At 70.9% G+C, this 15,830-nt stretch carries 16 protein-coding genes; 12 read left to right on the forward strand and 4 right to left on the reverse strand.

Annotation, left to right across the window (positions count from 1 at the left end):
- The first annotated feature begins 442 nt into the window (after positions 1–442).
- From ABT147_RS06640 to ABT147_RS06660, 5 genes are all read left to right on the forward strand, one after another.
- The gene (locus tag ABT147_RS06640; protein WP_351403067.1) at positions 443–1,093 is read left to right on the forward strand and encodes a hypothetical protein; all 651 of its coding nucleotides are present in this window, start codon (positions 443–445) and stop codon (positions 1,091–1,093) included.
- A 103-nt stretch (positions 1,094–1,196) separates the two neighbouring features.
- Positions 1,197–2,705, forward strand: a complete 1,509-nt coding sequence (locus ABT147_RS06645; RefSeq protein ID WP_351403068.1) for a DUF4246 domain-containing protein — start codon at positions 1,197–1,199, stop codon at positions 2,703–2,705.
- 216 nt (positions 2,706–2,921) lie between these two features.
- On the forward strand, positions 2,922–4,574 hold the full coding sequence (locus ABT147_RS06650) for an MFS transporter (RefSeq protein WP_351403069.1): 1,653 nt from the start codon (positions 2,922–2,924) through the stop codon (positions 4,572–4,574).
- Positions 4,575–4,587: 13 nt separating this feature from the next.
- Positions 4,588–5,109, forward strand: coding sequence for a hypothetical protein (locus ABT147_RS06655; RefSeq protein WP_351403071.1), 522 nt, complete (start codon positions 4,588–4,590; stop codon positions 5,107–5,109).
- 175 nt (positions 5,110–5,284) lie between these two features.
- Positions 5,285–5,482 carry a DUF8691 family protein gene (locus ABT147_RS06660; protein ID WP_351403072.1) on the forward strand — a complete coding sequence of 66 codons (198 nt, stop codon included), beginning with the start codon at positions 5,285–5,287 and terminating at the stop codon, positions 5,480–5,482.
- Positions 5,483–5,523: 41 nt separating this feature from the next.
- On the opposite strand, the gene ABT147_RS06665 is transcribed toward ABT147_RS06660, so the two are convergent.
- Positions 5,524–6,939: a DUF2252 domain-containing protein gene (locus tag ABT147_RS06665; protein WP_351403073.1), complete on the reverse strand. Its 1,416-nt coding sequence runs from the start codon at positions 6,937–6,939 to the stop codon at positions 5,524–5,526.
- Positions 6,940–7,158: 219 nt separating this feature from the next.
- On the opposite strand from ABT147_RS06665, the gene ABT147_RS06670 reads away from it, so the two are divergent.
- The 4 genes from ABT147_RS06670 (at position 7,159) to ABT147_RS06685 (ending at position 10,572) form a co-directional block, all read left to right on the forward strand.
- Positions 7,159–7,866 carry an HdeD family acid-resistance protein gene (locus tag ABT147_RS06670; RefSeq protein WP_351403074.1) on the forward strand — a complete coding sequence of 236 codons (708 nt, stop codon included), beginning with the start codon at positions 7,159–7,161 and terminating at the stop codon, positions 7,864–7,866.
- Between the two features lie 87 nt (positions 7,867–7,953).
- A complete protein-coding gene (locus ABT147_RS06675) occupies positions 7,954–9,462 on the forward strand; it encodes a hypothetical protein (protein WP_351403076.1) in 1,509 nt (502 codons plus the stop codon).
- Positions 9,463–9,574: 112 nt separating this feature from the next.
- Positions 9,575–10,045, forward strand: a complete 471-nt coding sequence (locus tag ABT147_RS06680; protein WP_351403077.1) for an SHOCT domain-containing protein — start codon at positions 9,575–9,577, stop codon at positions 10,043–10,045.
- Between the two features lie 107 nt (positions 10,046–10,152).
- The gene (locus ABT147_RS06685) at positions 10,153–10,572 is read left to right on the forward strand and encodes a DUF7144 family membrane protein (RefSeq protein ID WP_351403078.1); all 420 of its coding nucleotides are present in this window, start codon (positions 10,153–10,155) and stop codon (positions 10,570–10,572) included.
- Here ABT147_RS06685 and ABT147_RS06690 read toward each other — a convergent pair.
- Entirely contained in the window at positions 10,553–11,245 is a 693-nt protein-coding gene (locus tag ABT147_RS06690) for a hypothetical protein (RefSeq protein ID WP_351403080.1), read from the reverse strand. The genes ABT147_RS06685 and ABT147_RS06690 overlap by 20 nt on opposite strands.
- Before the next feature lie 10 nt (positions 11,246–11,255).
- On the reverse strand, positions 11,256–11,831 hold the full coding sequence (locus tag ABT147_RS06695) for a TerD family protein (protein WP_351403081.1): 576 nt from the start codon (positions 11,829–11,831) through the stop codon (positions 11,256–11,258).
- Positions 11,832–11,996: 165 nt separating this feature from the next.
- Between ABT147_RS06695 and ABT147_RS06700 the strand changes: the two genes are divergently transcribed.
- The 3 genes from ABT147_RS06700 (at position 11,997) to ABT147_RS06710 (ending at position 14,875) form a co-directional block, all read left to right on the forward strand.
- Complete coding sequence (locus ABT147_RS06700; protein ID WP_351403082.1) at positions 11,997–12,383, forward strand: BlaI/MecI/CopY family transcriptional regulator; 387 nt, start codon at positions 11,997–11,999, stop codon at positions 12,381–12,383.
- A gap of 6 nt (positions 12,384–12,389) precedes the next feature.
- Positions 12,390–13,322: a M56 family metallopeptidase gene (locus tag ABT147_RS06705; RefSeq protein ID WP_351403084.1), complete on the forward strand. Its 933-nt coding sequence runs from the start codon at positions 12,390–12,392 to the stop codon at positions 13,320–13,322.
- A gap of 164 nt (positions 13,323–13,486) precedes the next feature.
- Positions 13,487–14,875, forward strand: a complete 1,389-nt coding sequence (locus tag ABT147_RS06710; RefSeq protein ID WP_502983040.1) for an LCP family protein — start codon at positions 13,487–13,489, stop codon at positions 14,873–14,875.
- 68 nt (positions 14,876–14,943) lie between these two features.
- Here ABT147_RS06710 and ABT147_RS06715 read toward each other — a convergent pair whose 3' ends face one another.
- On the reverse strand, positions 14,944–15,807 hold the full coding sequence (locus ABT147_RS06715; RefSeq protein ID WP_351403086.1) for a DUF4394 domain-containing protein: 864 nt from the start codon (positions 15,805–15,807) through the stop codon (positions 14,944–14,946).
- Positions 15,808–15,830: the final 23 nt, after the last annotated feature.

Raw genomic sequence — 15,830 nt, forward strand, 5'->3', positions numbered from 1 at the left:
ATGGGGCCGGGGACAGCGGGGGAGTCCCCGCGGGCGGGGGACCGGTGGAAAGGCGCACCTGATGTCGGGGTTGGGGAAGTCACCGGACGTGCTCGGGTTCCGGGCGGGCCACCGCCGTCGGACCTGGGCACGGACCTGGGTCGCGGTCGGTGTGGCCTGTCTCGTGGGAACGGCGCTGACGTTCGGCGGGCTGTGGGCAGCCGGTGGCGGCGCGACGCGGATGGTGGCTTTCGGGCCGTCCGCCGGTTGCTGCGGGTTGGCGGCCTCCCTGATGCTCCGCGCGAGGGGAACGAGCGGACGGGTGCGGACGCGTCTGCTGCTGTTGGGAGGGTCGGCGGTGGCCGGAGGTGTGTACCGGGGAGCGGTCACCCTACTGTCGGCTCAGGCTCCGGCTTCGGGACGGGACACACCTTCGTCGCTGAGTTCGGTGGTGGTCACCGGAGTGACCCTGACGGTCGGTCTGGGGATGGCCGGTCTGGTGGTCGCGGCCGATGCGGGGACAAGCCGACACGTGTTGCTGCGGCGCGTGCTCGACGGGGTCGTCACAGCCGCGGTCGTGTTCATGACGGGATGGGTGCTGCTGCGCGGAGCCGGTGTCGGCTGGCGGCTGGGGACGGGGATGGTCGGTGTCCTGTGGGCCGCGGAAGTCGTGTTCCTCAGTTTTCTGTTCGCGCTGCGCCGTCTCGTACGGAGCGAGCGGAGAGCCACCTTGTGGGTCGGGATCACCGGGCTGTCCCTCATGCTGATCGGCGACACCCTGCGACTGTGGACGGTCGGCCCGCACGGCCCTGAGGTGATGTCCTGTCAACTGGTCGACGCCTGCGCCACCGCGGGACTTCTGGTGGTCGCTGTCGGCCCTTGGGTGCCCGGCGGGGCGAGCGCCCTGGACACCGCTCAGCCCGCGCTGCGATGGGGGATGGAGGGTGCGGCGGCCTTCATCCCCCTGACGGTCTGCACGGCCACCGCGCTGGGATATGTGCTGGCTCCGCCTGCCCGGGACCCGGTGCCGCTGTTGGTCGGCGGAACGGCACTGCTGAGCCTCTGGGCCCGCCAGAGGCTCCTGCCGGGCGAGAACACCGGAAACGACGACTGAGCGACCGTCATTCGTCCTGCGACGACAGGCGCCAGGGCTCGCGGTGTCAGTCCGCTTGAGTATCCTTCCCGCCACCGCACACCGACCGGGGGGACCAAGAGAATTGACCGGCCTGCCTGCTTTCCCGCTGCCCTTTCACGCTTCCCGTTCCATAGCGTTCGCGACACCCCGGACGCTGCGGGAACTTCAGATGATGCGGTGCAGCTCACACATCCGGGCGAAGCCGGGGTGGTTCGACAAGATGAACGATGCCGACATCGTCGCCAGGTGGACGCGAGAAGCGGTCGCCCAGGGCCTCACCGAAGCGCAGGTTCGCTACGTGCTCGCCGAACTCGTGCACTACGCCGCGCTGCGGGACGGACGAACCGGCGTCGAGGTGTCCGCCGTCGACGGGGTGTGGCAGTCGGACACCCTGGTCGACGAGCAACTCGGATCCCGGCTGCGCGAGGCGGTTCGGGTATTGGAACAGGTCCCCGAAGCGGCACGGGACTGGCATCCCGGATCCGACGGTCAGGTACTGGATCTGGTTCACCCCTCACTGTTCTGCCTGGTGAGAGAGGTGAGCGGCGCGCCCGAGCAGGCTTGGAAGAATTCGACGGACCGCTACTCGAGGTACGAGTTCTCGGAGAAGTTCCAGTGGCTGCCCACGGACGTCGACGTCAGTGACGACGGCGATGTCGCCTTCCGTTCGTACGTCAACAACGTCCACCCCGAGACCCATCGCGAACTGGCTTCCGTCCTGCCGGACTTGTTCGCGCGCATGCGCCCGCTGCTGGAGAACGTGCTCACCGATCTGCGCCACCCACGGCCCCTCCGGATCCAGGCCGATCCTTACGGGTGGTACGACTCGAAGCCCGAGTATCCGGACAAGTCCTCCTACAGCGATGACGGGGCCTACGCGGAAGCCGTCCGCGCATGGGAAACAGCCCAGGACGACTGGTGGGAGAACCGCCGCCCGGCCGTCCCGGACGCCCCGGAGTTCAACTCGCCCGAGCTGCCCGACGAATCCGCCCGAGTCGACCTGCGCGGTCGCCGTCTCCAGGTCATCGTCAAGCTCGCCACCATTCATCTCACCCCGGACAAGCCCGAATACGGTGGTGGTTCCTGGCATGTCGAGGGGATGTTGAACGAGCGGATCGTCTCGACCGCCATCTACTACTGGGACAGCGAGAACATCACCGAGAGCCGGCTGAGCTTTCGGGCGGCACTCGACGACCCGGACTACGAACAGAACGACGACAACGGTCTGCGTGAGGTCTACGGCCTGGAGGACGAAGACGCGCTGAACCAGATGCTGGGATCGGCAGCGACCCCGGCGGGCCGCTGCCTGGCATTTCCGAACATTTTGCAGCACCGTGTCAGCCCCTTCCGTCTCATGGACCACACTCGCCCGGGATATCGCAAAATCCTCGCGTTCTTCCTGGTCGACCCGTCGGAAAAGATCGTCTCGACATCCGATGTGCCACCGCAACAACCATGGTCCGACACCTCGACCATGACGCTTGACCAGGCCAAGGAGTACCGCGAACAACTCATGCGGGAACGCAAGTTCTTCGTCGACGAACACAACGAGCAGCTCTACGAACGAGAATTCTCCCTCTGCGAGCACTGAGTCTCTACCGTCTTTCACGCTGTTCTTCCGTCTTTCATGCTGTTCCCGGCTCTGCCGGTCCGTGGTCACCGGCTGCGCGGTCGGCTGCCTCGCCCGTGGCGGGTGAGGCGGCGGCCCGGCTTCTGAGCTGCGATGGAGGTGGCGGCCGGTCGGTGGAGCGGCCGCTGTCCGGGCGCTCCCACCGGCGTTCCGGGCCGACTCGGCGAGGAGAACACCGTGAAGCACTGGCGGGCTCTGATCGTGCTGGGGACGGCGCAGTTCCTGATGGTGCTGGACACGGCTGTCATGAACGTCTCGATCAGCCAACTGGTCGAGGACTTCGACACCGAGGTCACCGCCATCCAGGCCGTCATCACGCTGTACGCGCTGGTCATGGCCGCCTTTATGATCATCGGCGGCAAGTTCGGCGACATCTTCGGCCGCCGTCGGCTCTTCTTCCTCGGCCTCGTCGTCTACGGCACCGGCTCGGCCCTGACCGCCGCGGCACCCACGTTGTGGGTCCTCGCGCTGGGCTGGTCCGTCATCGAGGGGCTCGGCGCGGCGATGGTGCTGCCGGCCATGGCCGCCCTGGTCGCCGAGTCGTACCGGGGCCGGGACCGGGCCGTCGCCTACGGAGTCATCGGCGGACTGGCCGGGGCCGGGATCGCCGTCGGCCCGCTGCTGGGCGGCTGGGTGACGACGTATCTCAGCTGGCGGCTGGTCTTCGTCGGTGAGGTCGTGGTGGTCCTCGTCGTGCTGTGCTTCCGTCGCGTGATCACCGAGACCCCGCGGACCGGACCGCGCCCCACGATGGACGGTGTCGGCGCCGTGCTGTCGGCGGCGGGCCTCGGACTGGGCGTGCTCGGTGTGCTGCAGAGCAGTACCTGGGGCTGGGTGCAGCCCCGCAACCCGCCTTTCACCGTCCTGGGCTTCGCGCCGACCCTGTTCGTCGTCGGCGCCGGCGGACTCGTCCTGGCCGCCTTCGCGCACTGGGAACACCGCCGGGCCGCCCAGGGCGCCGACCCCCTCGTCCACCTGCCCCTGCTGCGCCGACCCGTACTGCGTTCGGGCCTGCTGGCGCTGCTCGCCCAGAACCTCATCCTGCTCGGGCTGTTCTTCACCATCCCGCTCTATCTGCAGGTCGTGCAGGGCTTCGACGCCTTCGAGACCGGACTGCGACTGCTCCCGGTGTCCGTCACCATGCTCGCCGCCTCCCTGCTCGGCTCCCGGCTGGGCCGGCTCGCCGGACCGCGCCGCGTCGTGCGGATCGCCCTGGCGACCCTGGCCGCCGCCATCGTGTGGCTGCTGGCCACCATCGACCCCGTCATCGACGACACCCAGTTCGCCCTGGCCATGGCCCTGCTCGGCGTCGGCATGGGGTTGCTCGCCTCGCAACTGGGCAACGTCGTGCAGTCCAGCGTGGGCGAGGAGGAACGCAGCGAGGTCGGCGGACTGCAGTTCACGGCCCAGAACCTCGGATCCGCCCTGGGCACCGCGCTCATCGGATCGCTGCTCATCGGCTCCCTCGCCCATGCCTTCACCGCCCAGGTGGAGGACGACCCGAGGCTGTCGCAGGAGGCCCGGCAGCAGACGAGCGTCGCGCTGGAGGCGGGGATCAGCTTCGTCTCCACCGAGCAGGTGCGGACGGCCGCCGAGCGCGCCGGGCTGCCGCCCTCCGAGGTCGACGCCGTCACCGACTCCTACGCGTCGGCCCAGCTGGACGGTCTCAAGGCGGCCATCCTCGCCACCGGCGGTATCACCCTGGCCGCCTTCCTGGTCACCCCGCATCTGCCGAGCGGCCGGACCGGTCCCGCGAAGCCGCCGGGCACGGGCCGTTCGCAGCCGCCCGGCACCGACGCCCCGGCCGCCGCGCGCGGCTCGGCCCCCTGAGGAGGCCGGGACGATGCCCGCGACCGGGCCTGCCACGTCCCGTACCGGGCACGGCCCCGAGCGCCGGGCCCGTGCCGACTACACCGGCGGTGTCTACGGATCCATGCTCGCCTCCTCCGTGATCATCGGCGCCGGCACCCTGGGGGCCTACCCCCGCGTGGAACTCGTCCTCCTGCTGCTGCTCACCGGCCTGGTGTTCTGGATCGCGCATGTGCACGCCCAGCTGTTCGGGGCGCGGCTGGCGCAGCGCGGTCCGAGCCGCCGGGTCGTGCTGGAGGCGTGCCGCGAGGAGTGGCCCATCGTCAACGCCGCCGTACCGCCCGCCGCCGCCGTCGCGGTCAGCCCGCTCCTCGGCCTCGATGTGCCGGGCGCCCTGTGGCTCGCGCTCTCGGTGGCCGTGGCGGGACAGGTGAGCTGGTCGGCGGCCGCGGCCCGCCGTGCCGACGCCTCATGGGGGCTGGTCGCCGTCACGGCCTCGGTGAATCTGCTGCTCGGGCTCCTGATCATCGGGTTCAAGCTCTATCTGACCCATTGACGTCATCTGGCCCATTGACGTCCGGCCCACCCCCGCCCCCTCGGCGCACTCCCGACCGACCTCTCTGACCGCTGACTCACCTTCCCCGGGTGAGGCCCGGCCGGTGGCCCGCGACGGACGATCGCAGTGAACCCTTCGTGAACCCTTCGCACCCGGCCATGGGGGACCACCGCTCATGCGCTACGAGATCCGCGTCGACGGACAGCTGTCGAAGGTGCTGACCAGCGCCTTTCCCGAGCTGGACCATGTGGTGATGTCCGGCCACACGGTCCTGTTCGGGCAGGTCGTCGACGAGGCGCATCTGTACGGGCTGCTGGCCCGATGCCAGTCCCTGGGCTTGCGGGTGCTGGAGATGCGCCAGCTGCCGGAGTGAAGTGAGCCGAGTGAAGTGAGCCGAAGAGGACCGGCGGTGTCTCAGAGGGTCTCCGCGCGGATCTTGCCCGTGTGCGCGGCCACCCCCAGCGCCTCGAAGTCCCGCTCGTTCCGGTCGGCGTAGGCCTGTGCGAACTCGGCGAGCGCGCGGTCGAAGCGGTCGCTGCCGCCCAGATAGGCGGCGATGGCGACCGGGTCGCCGGAGCGGGCGTGGGCCCGTGCCAGGCTGGCCCCGCACAGCCGTGCGAAGAGCTTCAGCAGACCGGGATCCATGGTCTCCGGCCGGGCGATGCCCTTCCAGTCGCGCAACTGCCGTACGTAGAAGTCCCGTTCGCGCCCGTCCAGGCCGACGACATGGGTCCAGCCCAGGAAGATGTCACTGGTCGTCTGGATCAGCCGCTGCCCCGACACCACACGGCGGCCCTGGTTGTCGTACTGGTCGCCGCCGAGGTGGGCGGAGAGGACGGACTCCTGTGCCTCCTTGGCCTGGAGCAGCAGCGGGTCGGTGTCGTCGCGGCCGAGCAGCAGCACGATCCAGCAGCGGGTTCCGACGCTGCCGACGCCCACCACCTTCCGGGCCATGTCGACGACGTGGTAGTGCCGCAGCAGATGCCGGCGCTCGGACGACAGGGTCCGTATGTACTGCTCCAGCACGTTGTGGAGTTCCTTCTCCTGGCCCTCCCCGGAGGGGTCCGCCAGCAGGTCCCGGAGCGGGGTGATCAGGGGCGGGTCGGGTGCGATCAGTCTGCCCTCGGCCGTGACCCGGGTGAGCTTCTCGAAGGCCTGCATATGGGTGCGCGTACGGGCCTTCTCCGTCGCCTCGGCCGTACGGCGTCTGCTCTCCTTGTCCATCGAGGAGGTCATCAGCTCCCGCAGCCGGTCGGCGTCGTCCTGCGCGTACCAGATGTCCAGGGTGGACATGCCGGCGAACTCGCGCATCCGCCGCCGGTACGCCTTCACGCACGCCCGTACCGTGCTGTCCTGCACCTCGGTGGGGAAGCCGTTGGCGCGGCCCGCGATCGCGAAGCTGGCCGCCAGTCGTTTCACATCCCATTCGAACGGCCCGGCCAGTGTCTCGTCGAAGTCGTTGATGTCGAAGACGAGATGGCGTTCGGGCGAGGCCAGCAGGCGGAAGTTGAGGAGATGGGCGTCGCCGCAGAGCTGCACCGTCAGGCCGGTGTTGGGGAGCGGGCCGAGGTCCGACGCCATGATCGCCGCGGCGCCCCGGTAGAAGCGGAACGGGGATTCGAGCATGCGGCCGTAGCGGATCGGCACCAACTCCTGGATCCTTGTCGCCGACTGACGCTCTATCACCTCGATCGGGTCGGTCCGTCCGGCGTCCGCGTCCGCCTCGAACCAGCCGTGGCAGGACCGCGAGGCGCGTTTGCGCGCGTCGCGGCCGTACGCCGCTCTCTCGGCCACGGGCAGTGACACCGTGAATGCGCTCGATGGGGTCATGAGACACACCTCCTGAACCGCCGACCAGGCGTACCCCCACCCCATCGTGCGCCCGGGGAGCGGGGATCACCCGTCGGGGGTGATCCGGCGGTGCGGCGGGCGGCGGCACGCTGGCCCGGTGAGATCACCGCACACCGCCGCACACCGCCCACGCCGCCGCGCGTCGGCGGTGCGGAAGCGGCCCGCCGGCCGCGCGCGGAGGAACCGCGAGGAGGAACCATGACCGAGCCCCGTGGCCCTGAACCGCGTACCGGGGCGGACGCCCGGCCTGGCGGGGCGGAGGACCGGGCCCGAGGAATGGGTGCCGGGCCCCGTGGGGCGGCTTCCGGGGCCCTGGGGGACCCGGCGGAGGCGCTGGGGCGGGTCGGCGGGTCCTGGAAGTGGATCCTCGGCTCGGCGGTGGCCACGCTGGTCCCGGGCCTGATCGTCCTGGTCTGGCCGGACGGCACCCTGCACGTCCTCGCGGTCCTCGTCGGCCTGTACTTGCTCGCCATCGGGGCGTTCCGGTTCGTCGACGTCTTCGCACGGGAGGAGCCGGGCGAGCGGCTGTCGGGGCTGCTCCTGGCGCTGCTGTATGTCCTGGCCGGGGTGCTCTGCCTGCGGAACCCGCTGCAGACGATCGCCGCGCTCTCGCTGATCGTCGGGATCGTCTGGCTGGCGACCGGCATCCTCACCCTCCACACCGCGATCGCCGCCAAGGACCTGCCCCACCGCGGGTTCGTCCTGGGCGCGGCGGTGCTCGGCATCGTCGCGGGGATCGTGGTGCTGGCCCTGCCGACCGAGTCGGCCACGGCGCTGACCCGGCTGCTCGGCCTGTGGCTCGTCCTGCTCGGCCTCGCCGAGGCGGCGGTCGCCTTCGCCTGGCGGTCCGCCCTCCACCGGGCGGGCCTCACGGGGGCACGGCGGCCGACCACCGGGACCACCTGAGCCTCAGCACGGCCGCGCGCCTGCACGACTGCCCGACACCGGGCAGGCCCTCCGCCACCCGCCGCCACACCCCATCGAGGAGGAGCCATGGTCTCGGGCAAGGACCCCGTACCGCCCCACTCGGACCCGGAAGACGGAAACGGCCCGGGCGACGGCAGCGGCTCGGGCGGAGAACCCGTACCGCGCCGGGAACCCGGATCGGGCGGTGAGACCGGATCGGGCGGTGAGGAGAGCACCTCAGGCGGCGCCGGCACCCCCGGCACCTCGGCCACCCCCACCCCCGAAACCGGGCGCCTGCTCACCGCCGACGAGCGGGCCGAGTATGAGCGGTTGCGGCGGCATGCGGGGGTGCGGCATCGGCGGGTGCGGAAGGTGGGGGCCGCTGTGTTGTTGGTGGTGACCTTGTTGTTCGCGCCGCTCGCCGTGGTCGCGGCCTGGGTGCATGAGACGGTCGCCGATACCGACCGGTATGTCGAGACGGTCGCCCCGCTGGCGTCCGACCCGGCCGTTCAGAAGGTCGTGATCGACCGGCTGACCGACGAGGTCGTCAAGAACGTGGACGTCGCGGCGGTGACGGACGCCCTCACCAAGGTGCTCGCGGACAACGGCGCGCCCCCGGCCGTCGTGGCGGGGGCCGGGGCCCTGGACGGCCCGCTACGCGCGGTGGTCCGGACCGTCGTGGACCGCAATGTCAGCCGGGTCATCACCAGCGAGGTCTTCCAGCAGACCTGGGAGGGCGCGAACCGCCGGGCGCACGCCGCGGTGGTGCACATGCTCACCGGTCAGCGGGACGGCGCCCTGCGCGCCACCGGCGACACGATCCAGCTCGACGTCGGCTCCGTCGTCGACCAGGTGCGGCAGCGCCTCGTCGACGCGGGCTTCGACAAGGCCGCCGCCATCCCCGACAGCGACCGGAAGGTCACGCTGTTCCACACCGACGAACTGGGCAAGGCACAGGACGGCATGCGGCTGCTGGACATCCTCGGGACGTGGCTGCCCGTCATGACCGTCGCCCTCGCCGCGCTGGCCGTGTGGACCGCGCCCGGCCACCGGGTGATGCTGCTGATCACGTCCCTCGGCATCAGCGTGATGATGGGGGTGCTGCTCGTCGCGCTGGCCGTCGTCCGCCGCGTCTACCTGGACGCCGTACCCCCCGCGGCACTGCCACCGGACGCCGCCGCGGCGATCTTCGACACCTTCCTCCGCTTCCTGCGCGACAGCACCCGCACCCTCCTCGTCCTCTTCCTGGCCACGGCGCTCGCGGCCTATCTGTACGGCCCCGGGCGGATCGTCCGCCGGGTGCGGGCCCTGGCCCGGCGCGGCACCACGGAGGCCGGGCGGGCGCTGCGGAGCGCCGGAGTGGACACGGGGCGGGCCGGCCGCCTGCTGGCCGTCCACCCCCGGTGGACCAACGGCGTCGTCCTCGGGGCGGGCGCCCTGGCGCTGCTCCTCTGGAACCGCCCCACGGTCGGCGCGGTCGTCCTCGTCGCCGTGCTGGTCGCGGTGGTCCTGGCGCTCGTGGCGGTGGCCGGCGCCGCCGCGGACCCCGCCCCGGACCCCGCACCGGACGAGGCGGGCCTCACCCGCCCGGGGTGAGGCCGCCCGCCCCTTGCCGTGGGCACGCTGAGAACGGTGCCGAGACCGGCGCCGTGGGCGCCGAGGACGGCGGAGTCACCTGCCGGGCGGACGTCCGGGACGGAGGAGAGACATGAGTGATCAGACGTATCTCGCCTACGACTTTCCGCTGCTGAGCGTCTTCTGGTCCATGCTGTGGCTGTTCCTGTGGGTCATGTGGTTCGTGCTGCTCTTCCGGGTCGTCGTCGACATCCTGCGCGACGACGACATGAGCGGCTGGGCCAAGGCGGGCTGGCTGGTCTTCACGGTTCTGCTGCCGTTCCTGGGCGTGTTCGTCTATGTGATCGCCCGCGGCAAGAACATGGGCCGCCGGGAGGTGGCGCAGGCGCGTGCGCAGCAGGCCGCCTTCGACTCCTACATCCGCGAGACGGCCAAGGGCGGCGGCGGACGAACCAGCAGTGTCGACGAACTCGCCAGGCTGTCCGAGATCCGCTCGCGCGGCGACATCACGGACGACGAGTTCCGCCGCGCCAAGGAACTGGTCCTGAGCGGCCACGGCCCCTCGTCGGGCACGGGCTCCGGCCCGTCCGCCGCCGGGCACTGAGGCGACCGCACGTCACCGCACGTCACCGCACGTCACCGTGCGACACCGCACGACATGACACCGCATGACACCGCACGACACCCACGACATCGAATCGAGGCAGTGGTATGACCGCCACACATTTCGGCCACATGCGTTCGAGGAAGCACTCGCATCCGTTCGCCGAGGGGCTGACGGCCTTCGCCGCCGTCATGCTCATGCTCGCGGGCATCCTCGGCATCTGCCGGGGCATCATGGCCATCGCCGAGGACGAGGTCTTCGTCTCCACCCGCAACTACGTCTTCGAGTTCGACCTCACCGGCTGGGGCTGGGTCCATCTCGTCCTGGGCGCGGTGGCCGTCCTGGTCAGCTTGGGACTCTTCCAGGCGTCCCTGTGGGCCCGTATCGCCGGCGTCGCCATCGCCGGGCTCATCGTCGTCGCCAACTTCCTGTCCCTGCCGTACTACCCCGTCTGGTCCATCGTGATGATCGCCTTCTCGGCCTTCATCATCTGGGCCCTGTGCGTGGTCAAGCGGGACGATTCCTGAACCAGCCCCGCTGCTTCCCGGAGCCGGCCCCGCTGAGGGAAGGGTCCTCGTGGAGGCAGCGGCGCAGGTGGGGAAGCATGCCCCGGTGCAACAGGGCCTGCTGCCAGGCGAGTCGGGCCTGTTCCGGCCCGCCGGGACCCGCCGGGTCGCCGTGTCCGCGCAGCGCCGTACGGAACAGCGCGGCGAACGCGAGGAGGGCGCTCATGGCCGCGAACAGGGAGAGGGTCCAGCCGGCCGATACGAGCGAGCCGGGCAAGGTGCCCCGCACGCCGACCAGTTGGAACAGATACCCGAGAGCGAGCACGACCGCGGCGGAGGACCCGCCCAGCGCCGGGGTGAGCACCGCCACGAGCGGCAGCAACTCGGCGTCGGCGGCCCGGCGCCAGGCCCGCCCGTCGGCGTTCCCGGCCGCCTCGTCCTCCCACTGGGCACGCCCGGCGCGGGTGGCGGACGCGAGCGCGGCGAGATACGCGCGGTACTCCCCCCACGCCGCCGCCACGATCGCGTCCGCGTCCGCCGACACCCGGGCCCGCAGCCGCCGTACGGCCAGCCCGCCCGGGTCGGCGCCCAGGGCGTCCCGGATGTCCCGGGTGTCCAGCGCCCGACGCAGTACGGCCTCGAAGTCGGCCCGGTCCTCGGGACGCAGGCCGGCAGGGCGATACGGCCCCGTCACTGCGCCCTCCTCAGATGTTGACGCCGAAGTCGGCGGCGATCCCGGCCAGCCCGGAGGCGTAACCCTGCCCGACGGCGCGGAACTTCCACTCGGCGCCGTTGCGGTACAGCTCGCCGAAGACCATCGCCGTCTCGGTGGCCGCGTCCTCGGACAGGTCGTAGCGGGCGATCTCGGCGCCGCCCGCCTGATTCACCACACGGATGAAGGCGCCGCGCACCTGGCCGAAGCTCTGCCCCCGGTTCTCGGCGTCGTGGATCGAGACCGGGAAGACGATCCGGTCGACCTCGGCGGGCACGGCCGCGAGGTTCACCTTGACCGACTCGTCGTCGCCCTCGCCCTCACCGGTGAGGTTGTCACCGGTGTGCTCGACCGAACCGTCCGGGCTGGTGAGGTTGTTGTAGAAGACGAAGTGCCCGTCGGAGAGCACCTTCCCGGCGGCGTCGAGCAGCAGTGCCGAGGCGTCGAGGTCGTAGTCGGTGCCGGTGGTCGTGCGCACGTCCCAGCCCAGACCGACCAGGACGGCCGTCAGGCCCGGTGCCGCTTTGCTGAGCGAGACGTTGCCGCCCTTGGACAGGGAAACTCCCACTGCGTACTCCTTGTTGATGTCGTGGCGTTGAAGGCACCGGCGCTCTGCCGGCCTTCGAAATCTACAGCACTGTAGAAGATGCGGGGGGTGCTTCGGCAACTCTCCTTCTACAATTCTGTAGATCGTGAGTGGATACGATCCGGCGAGGCGGAAGGGAGACAGCGCGTGACGGACCAGGAGCGTCCCCGGCGGCGGGGGCAGGGTGAGCTGGAGGCGCTCGTCCTGTCCGCGCTGCGCGAGGCGGACGGCCCCGAGAGCGCGGGGTGGGTGCAGGAACGCCTCGGCGGGGACCTCGCCTACACGACCGTGATCACGATCCTGACCCGGCTGCTGGCCAAGGGGGCGGTGACCCGGGAGCGCTCAGGCCGTTCCTTCGTCTGGACCCCGGCCTCCGACCAGGCGGGCCTGGCCGCGCACCGGATGCGCCGGGTCCTCGACGGCGAGAGCGACCGCGAGGCGGTGCTGGCCAGCTTCGTCACCTCCCTGGCGCCGGACGACGAGCGTCTGCTGCGCGAGCTGCTGGGGCGGGCGAAGGGCGAAGGGGACATCTGAAGCCTCATGGGGGGCTTCGTCTTTCTGCCGCTGGTCCTGCCGCTCACGGCGTGGCCGATCGCCCGGCTGGCCGAGCAGCGGCTGCATCCACGCACCGCCACCCGGCTGCTGACCGGGGTGGCCGTGGTGACGGCGGTGTGCAGCACGGTGTGCCTGGGCCTGCTGATGGTGGTCGGCACCGCCCAACTGCCCGGCAACCCCTTGCCCGACGGCTGGTCCGACCCCGAGGTGCGCGCGGCGGTCCCGTACGACGGGGTCGCCGGGCGGCTGGCCGTCCCGGCGCTCCTCGCCGTACTGCTGGCCTGCGGCCGGACCCTGCGGCGGCACCGGCGGGTGCGCCGCCGCGCCCACCGGGCCCTGGCCGGGCTGCCGGACACCGAGGTGGCCGTACTGTCCGACGAGGCGCCGTACGCGTACGCGCTGCCCGGTGGCCGTCGCGACCGGGTGGTGGTCACCACGGCCCTGCTGGCCTGTCTGGAACCGGCCGAGCGGCGGGCGCTGTTCGCCCATGAGCGGGCCCATCTCGCCGCCCGGCACCACCGGTTGCTGCTGGCCGTCCGGCCGGCCGCGCGCGCCAACCCGTTTCTGCGGCCCCTGCGCACGGCCGTCTCGTACACGGCGGAGCGGTGGGCCGACGAGGACGCGGCGCACGCGGTCGGCAGCCGCCGGGTCGTGGCGCGTGCCATCGGCAAGGCGGCGCTGGTGTCCGCCGGTTCACCGGTGGCGACGCTCGCCGGCTTCGCCGCGTCGGGGCCGGTGCCGCGCCGGGTGGCGGCCCTGCTCGGTCCGCCGCCCGCCGTGCGCAGCCGGCCTTCGGTGTTCACCTCGGTGGGGCTGGCCGCGTGGGGAGCGGCCGTCGGCGCGGCGGTCTCGGCGATGTCGTCGGCGAACTCGGCCGTGACGATGGTCCTGATCCTGTACGCCGCGACGCCTCTGTGACGCCGGTTCTGTGACGTCGGTGAACGCGGTGTGTAGTGAGACGTGTGCGGAGCCGGTCCGTATATCTACATGCATGTAGAGTCCTGCGGGGTTCGGTGATCACAAGTACCGGACGCCCAGGGGGTAGTCGACCGGCCGGGTGCGGCCGAGGCGGGGGAAGGCCGGTGAGTGGTACGGGAAGGCGGCGCGCGGGTGCCGGAGGCGGTGGGGGGACGCGGCTGACACGGCGGGGCCGGACGGTGAGCTGGCTCGCGGGCGGCGCGGCCGTGCTCGTCCTCGGTGTCGGAGGCGTCGGTGCCTGGGTCTACAAGGACCTGGACAACAACATCACGGGCGCCGACGTCGACGCCAAGCTCGGCGGGCAGCGCCCGGCCAATCTCAGTCCGGGTTCGAAGAACATCATGGTCGTCGGCTCGGACAGCCGTGACGGGGCCAACGCGAAGTACGGCAACGACCTGACGACCATGCAGTCGGACACACTGATGGTGCTGCACATCCCCGCGAACCGGGAATGGGCCACCGTGGTGTCGTTCCCGCGTGACTCATGGGTCGAGATAGCGGCGTGCGAGAAGGGCGACGGCAGTACGTCCGGCCCGCATCTGGCGAAGATCAACGAGGCGTTCGCGATCGGCGGTTCGGGCGGCGAGGTCGCCGGCGCCGCCGCCTGTTCGATCCGGACGGTCGAGGCCAACACCGGTCTGCGCATCGACAGTTTCATGTCCGTCGACTTCCAGGGCTTCAAGGGAATGGTCGACGCCCTGGACGGCATCGAGGTCTGCCCCGAGCAGGCCATCAAGGACAAGAAGGCCCTCCTCGACATGAAGGCGGGCTGTCAGACCGTCGGGGGCGAGACGGCGCTCGGCTATGTACGGACCCGCTACGCCGTCGGCGACGGCTCCGACATCGGACGCATCGGCCGCCAGCAGGAGTTCATGGAGGCGTTGGCCGCCAAGGCGAAGTCCAAGCTGACCAGCCCGACCTCGCTCTACGACTTCCTGCAGTCCGCGACCAAGTCCCTGACCACGGACGAGGATCTCGCCGGTATCGACCCGCTCTACGACCTCGCCTCCGAGCTCAAGGGCATCCCGAGCGACCGGCTGGCCTTCCTGACCGTCCCCAACTACCCGCGCGAGGCCGACGTCCCCGCCGACAAGGCCAACATCGTCTGGCAGTACCCGCAGGCCGCCGATCTGTTCACCTCCCTGGCCAACGACAAGGAGGTCGACAAGGAGAAGCTGAAGGCACAGGCCAAGAACGACCTGATCTACGCGTCCACCGTACGCGTCCAGGTCCTCAACGGCACCGGGGTCACCGGGCGCGCCGCCGCCGTCGCCGAGAAACTGCGCGAGGCGGGCTTCACCGTCGTCGGCACGGGCAACGCGCCCGAGAACACCGACGCCACCACGGTCGCCTACCCGGCCGACCTCGCCAAGCACGCGAAGGTCCTCGTCTCGCGGCTGCCCGACGCCAAGGCGGCGCGGTCCGCGGACGCCGCCTCCGGGGTGGTGACCCTGGTCGTGGGTTCCGACCTGAACCTGGAGGAGATGCGGTGAGGTGACGGGGCGACGACTCGCCGCGGTCCGGTGCCGGCCGGGCCGCGGCGAGGGTGGGGCCTGTGGGGTCAGCTGCCGGTGAGGGAGACGGCCACGTCCGTGATGTTCAGGGGGAACTTGGACTTGGCGGCGTCGTTCACGAGCGTGGTCTGCCCCGTGAAGAGGTTGAGGGTGTAGAGGGAGGGCGTGCTCGCGCCGTAGGCGGTGAGGCTGGCGAAGGCCGTGTTGTCCACCGTCTTGCCGCCGCTCAGCGTGCTGTAGATGTCCATGCCGGCGTTGATCTGGGCGTCGAGGCCGAGGTTGCCGGTCGGGGAGAGCGTGCCGTTGTTGGCCGGGGCCTGGATGACGACCTGGTCGCTGGTCGTGTTGATGTCGAACAGCGTGGTCGCCGTGGTCCCGTCGAGGTCGTTGTTGGTGTAGGCGGCGGCCGAGACGCCCTTGGTCGTGCCCTCGATCGGCGGGGTGGTGAGGTTCAGGTCCTGGATGGTCGTGTTGTCATTGAGGTTGTGCCGCAGGTTCTGGCCGTTGTCGCTGATCACGCGCAGCCGGTCGGCCGCCGGGTTGAAGTCGACGCCGAAGTTCGTGCCGTTCAGCGCGTACTGGAGCTGGGACACCTTGGTGACCACGACGTCCTGGGTGCCCGTCGGGATCTTGATCGTGTAGATGCCGCCCTTGTTGCCCACGCCGTACAACGTGCCGTTCTGCACCCGGAAGTCGATGCCGATCAGCGCCGTGTCGCCGCTGAGGCCGGTGACGGCCCTGACCCAGTTGAGCACGTCCGCCCGGTCGGTCCAGAACGCGGCCATCAGGGTGCCGTCACCGGTGATCCCGTAGGCGCGCAGGCTGGGGGCGGCGGCGGGGGCGGCGGAACCGGTGCCCGGTGTCCCGAGCATGAGCGCGGTCGACGTGACCATGACCGCCATCGCCGCCATGATTCTCTTTCGTGTGCCTGCTT

Source organism: Streptomyces sp. NPDC001868 (assembly GCF_040297125.1).
In the GTDB taxonomy this organism is placed as follows: domain Bacteria; phylum Actinomycetota; class Actinomycetes; order Streptomycetales; family Streptomycetaceae; genus Streptomyces.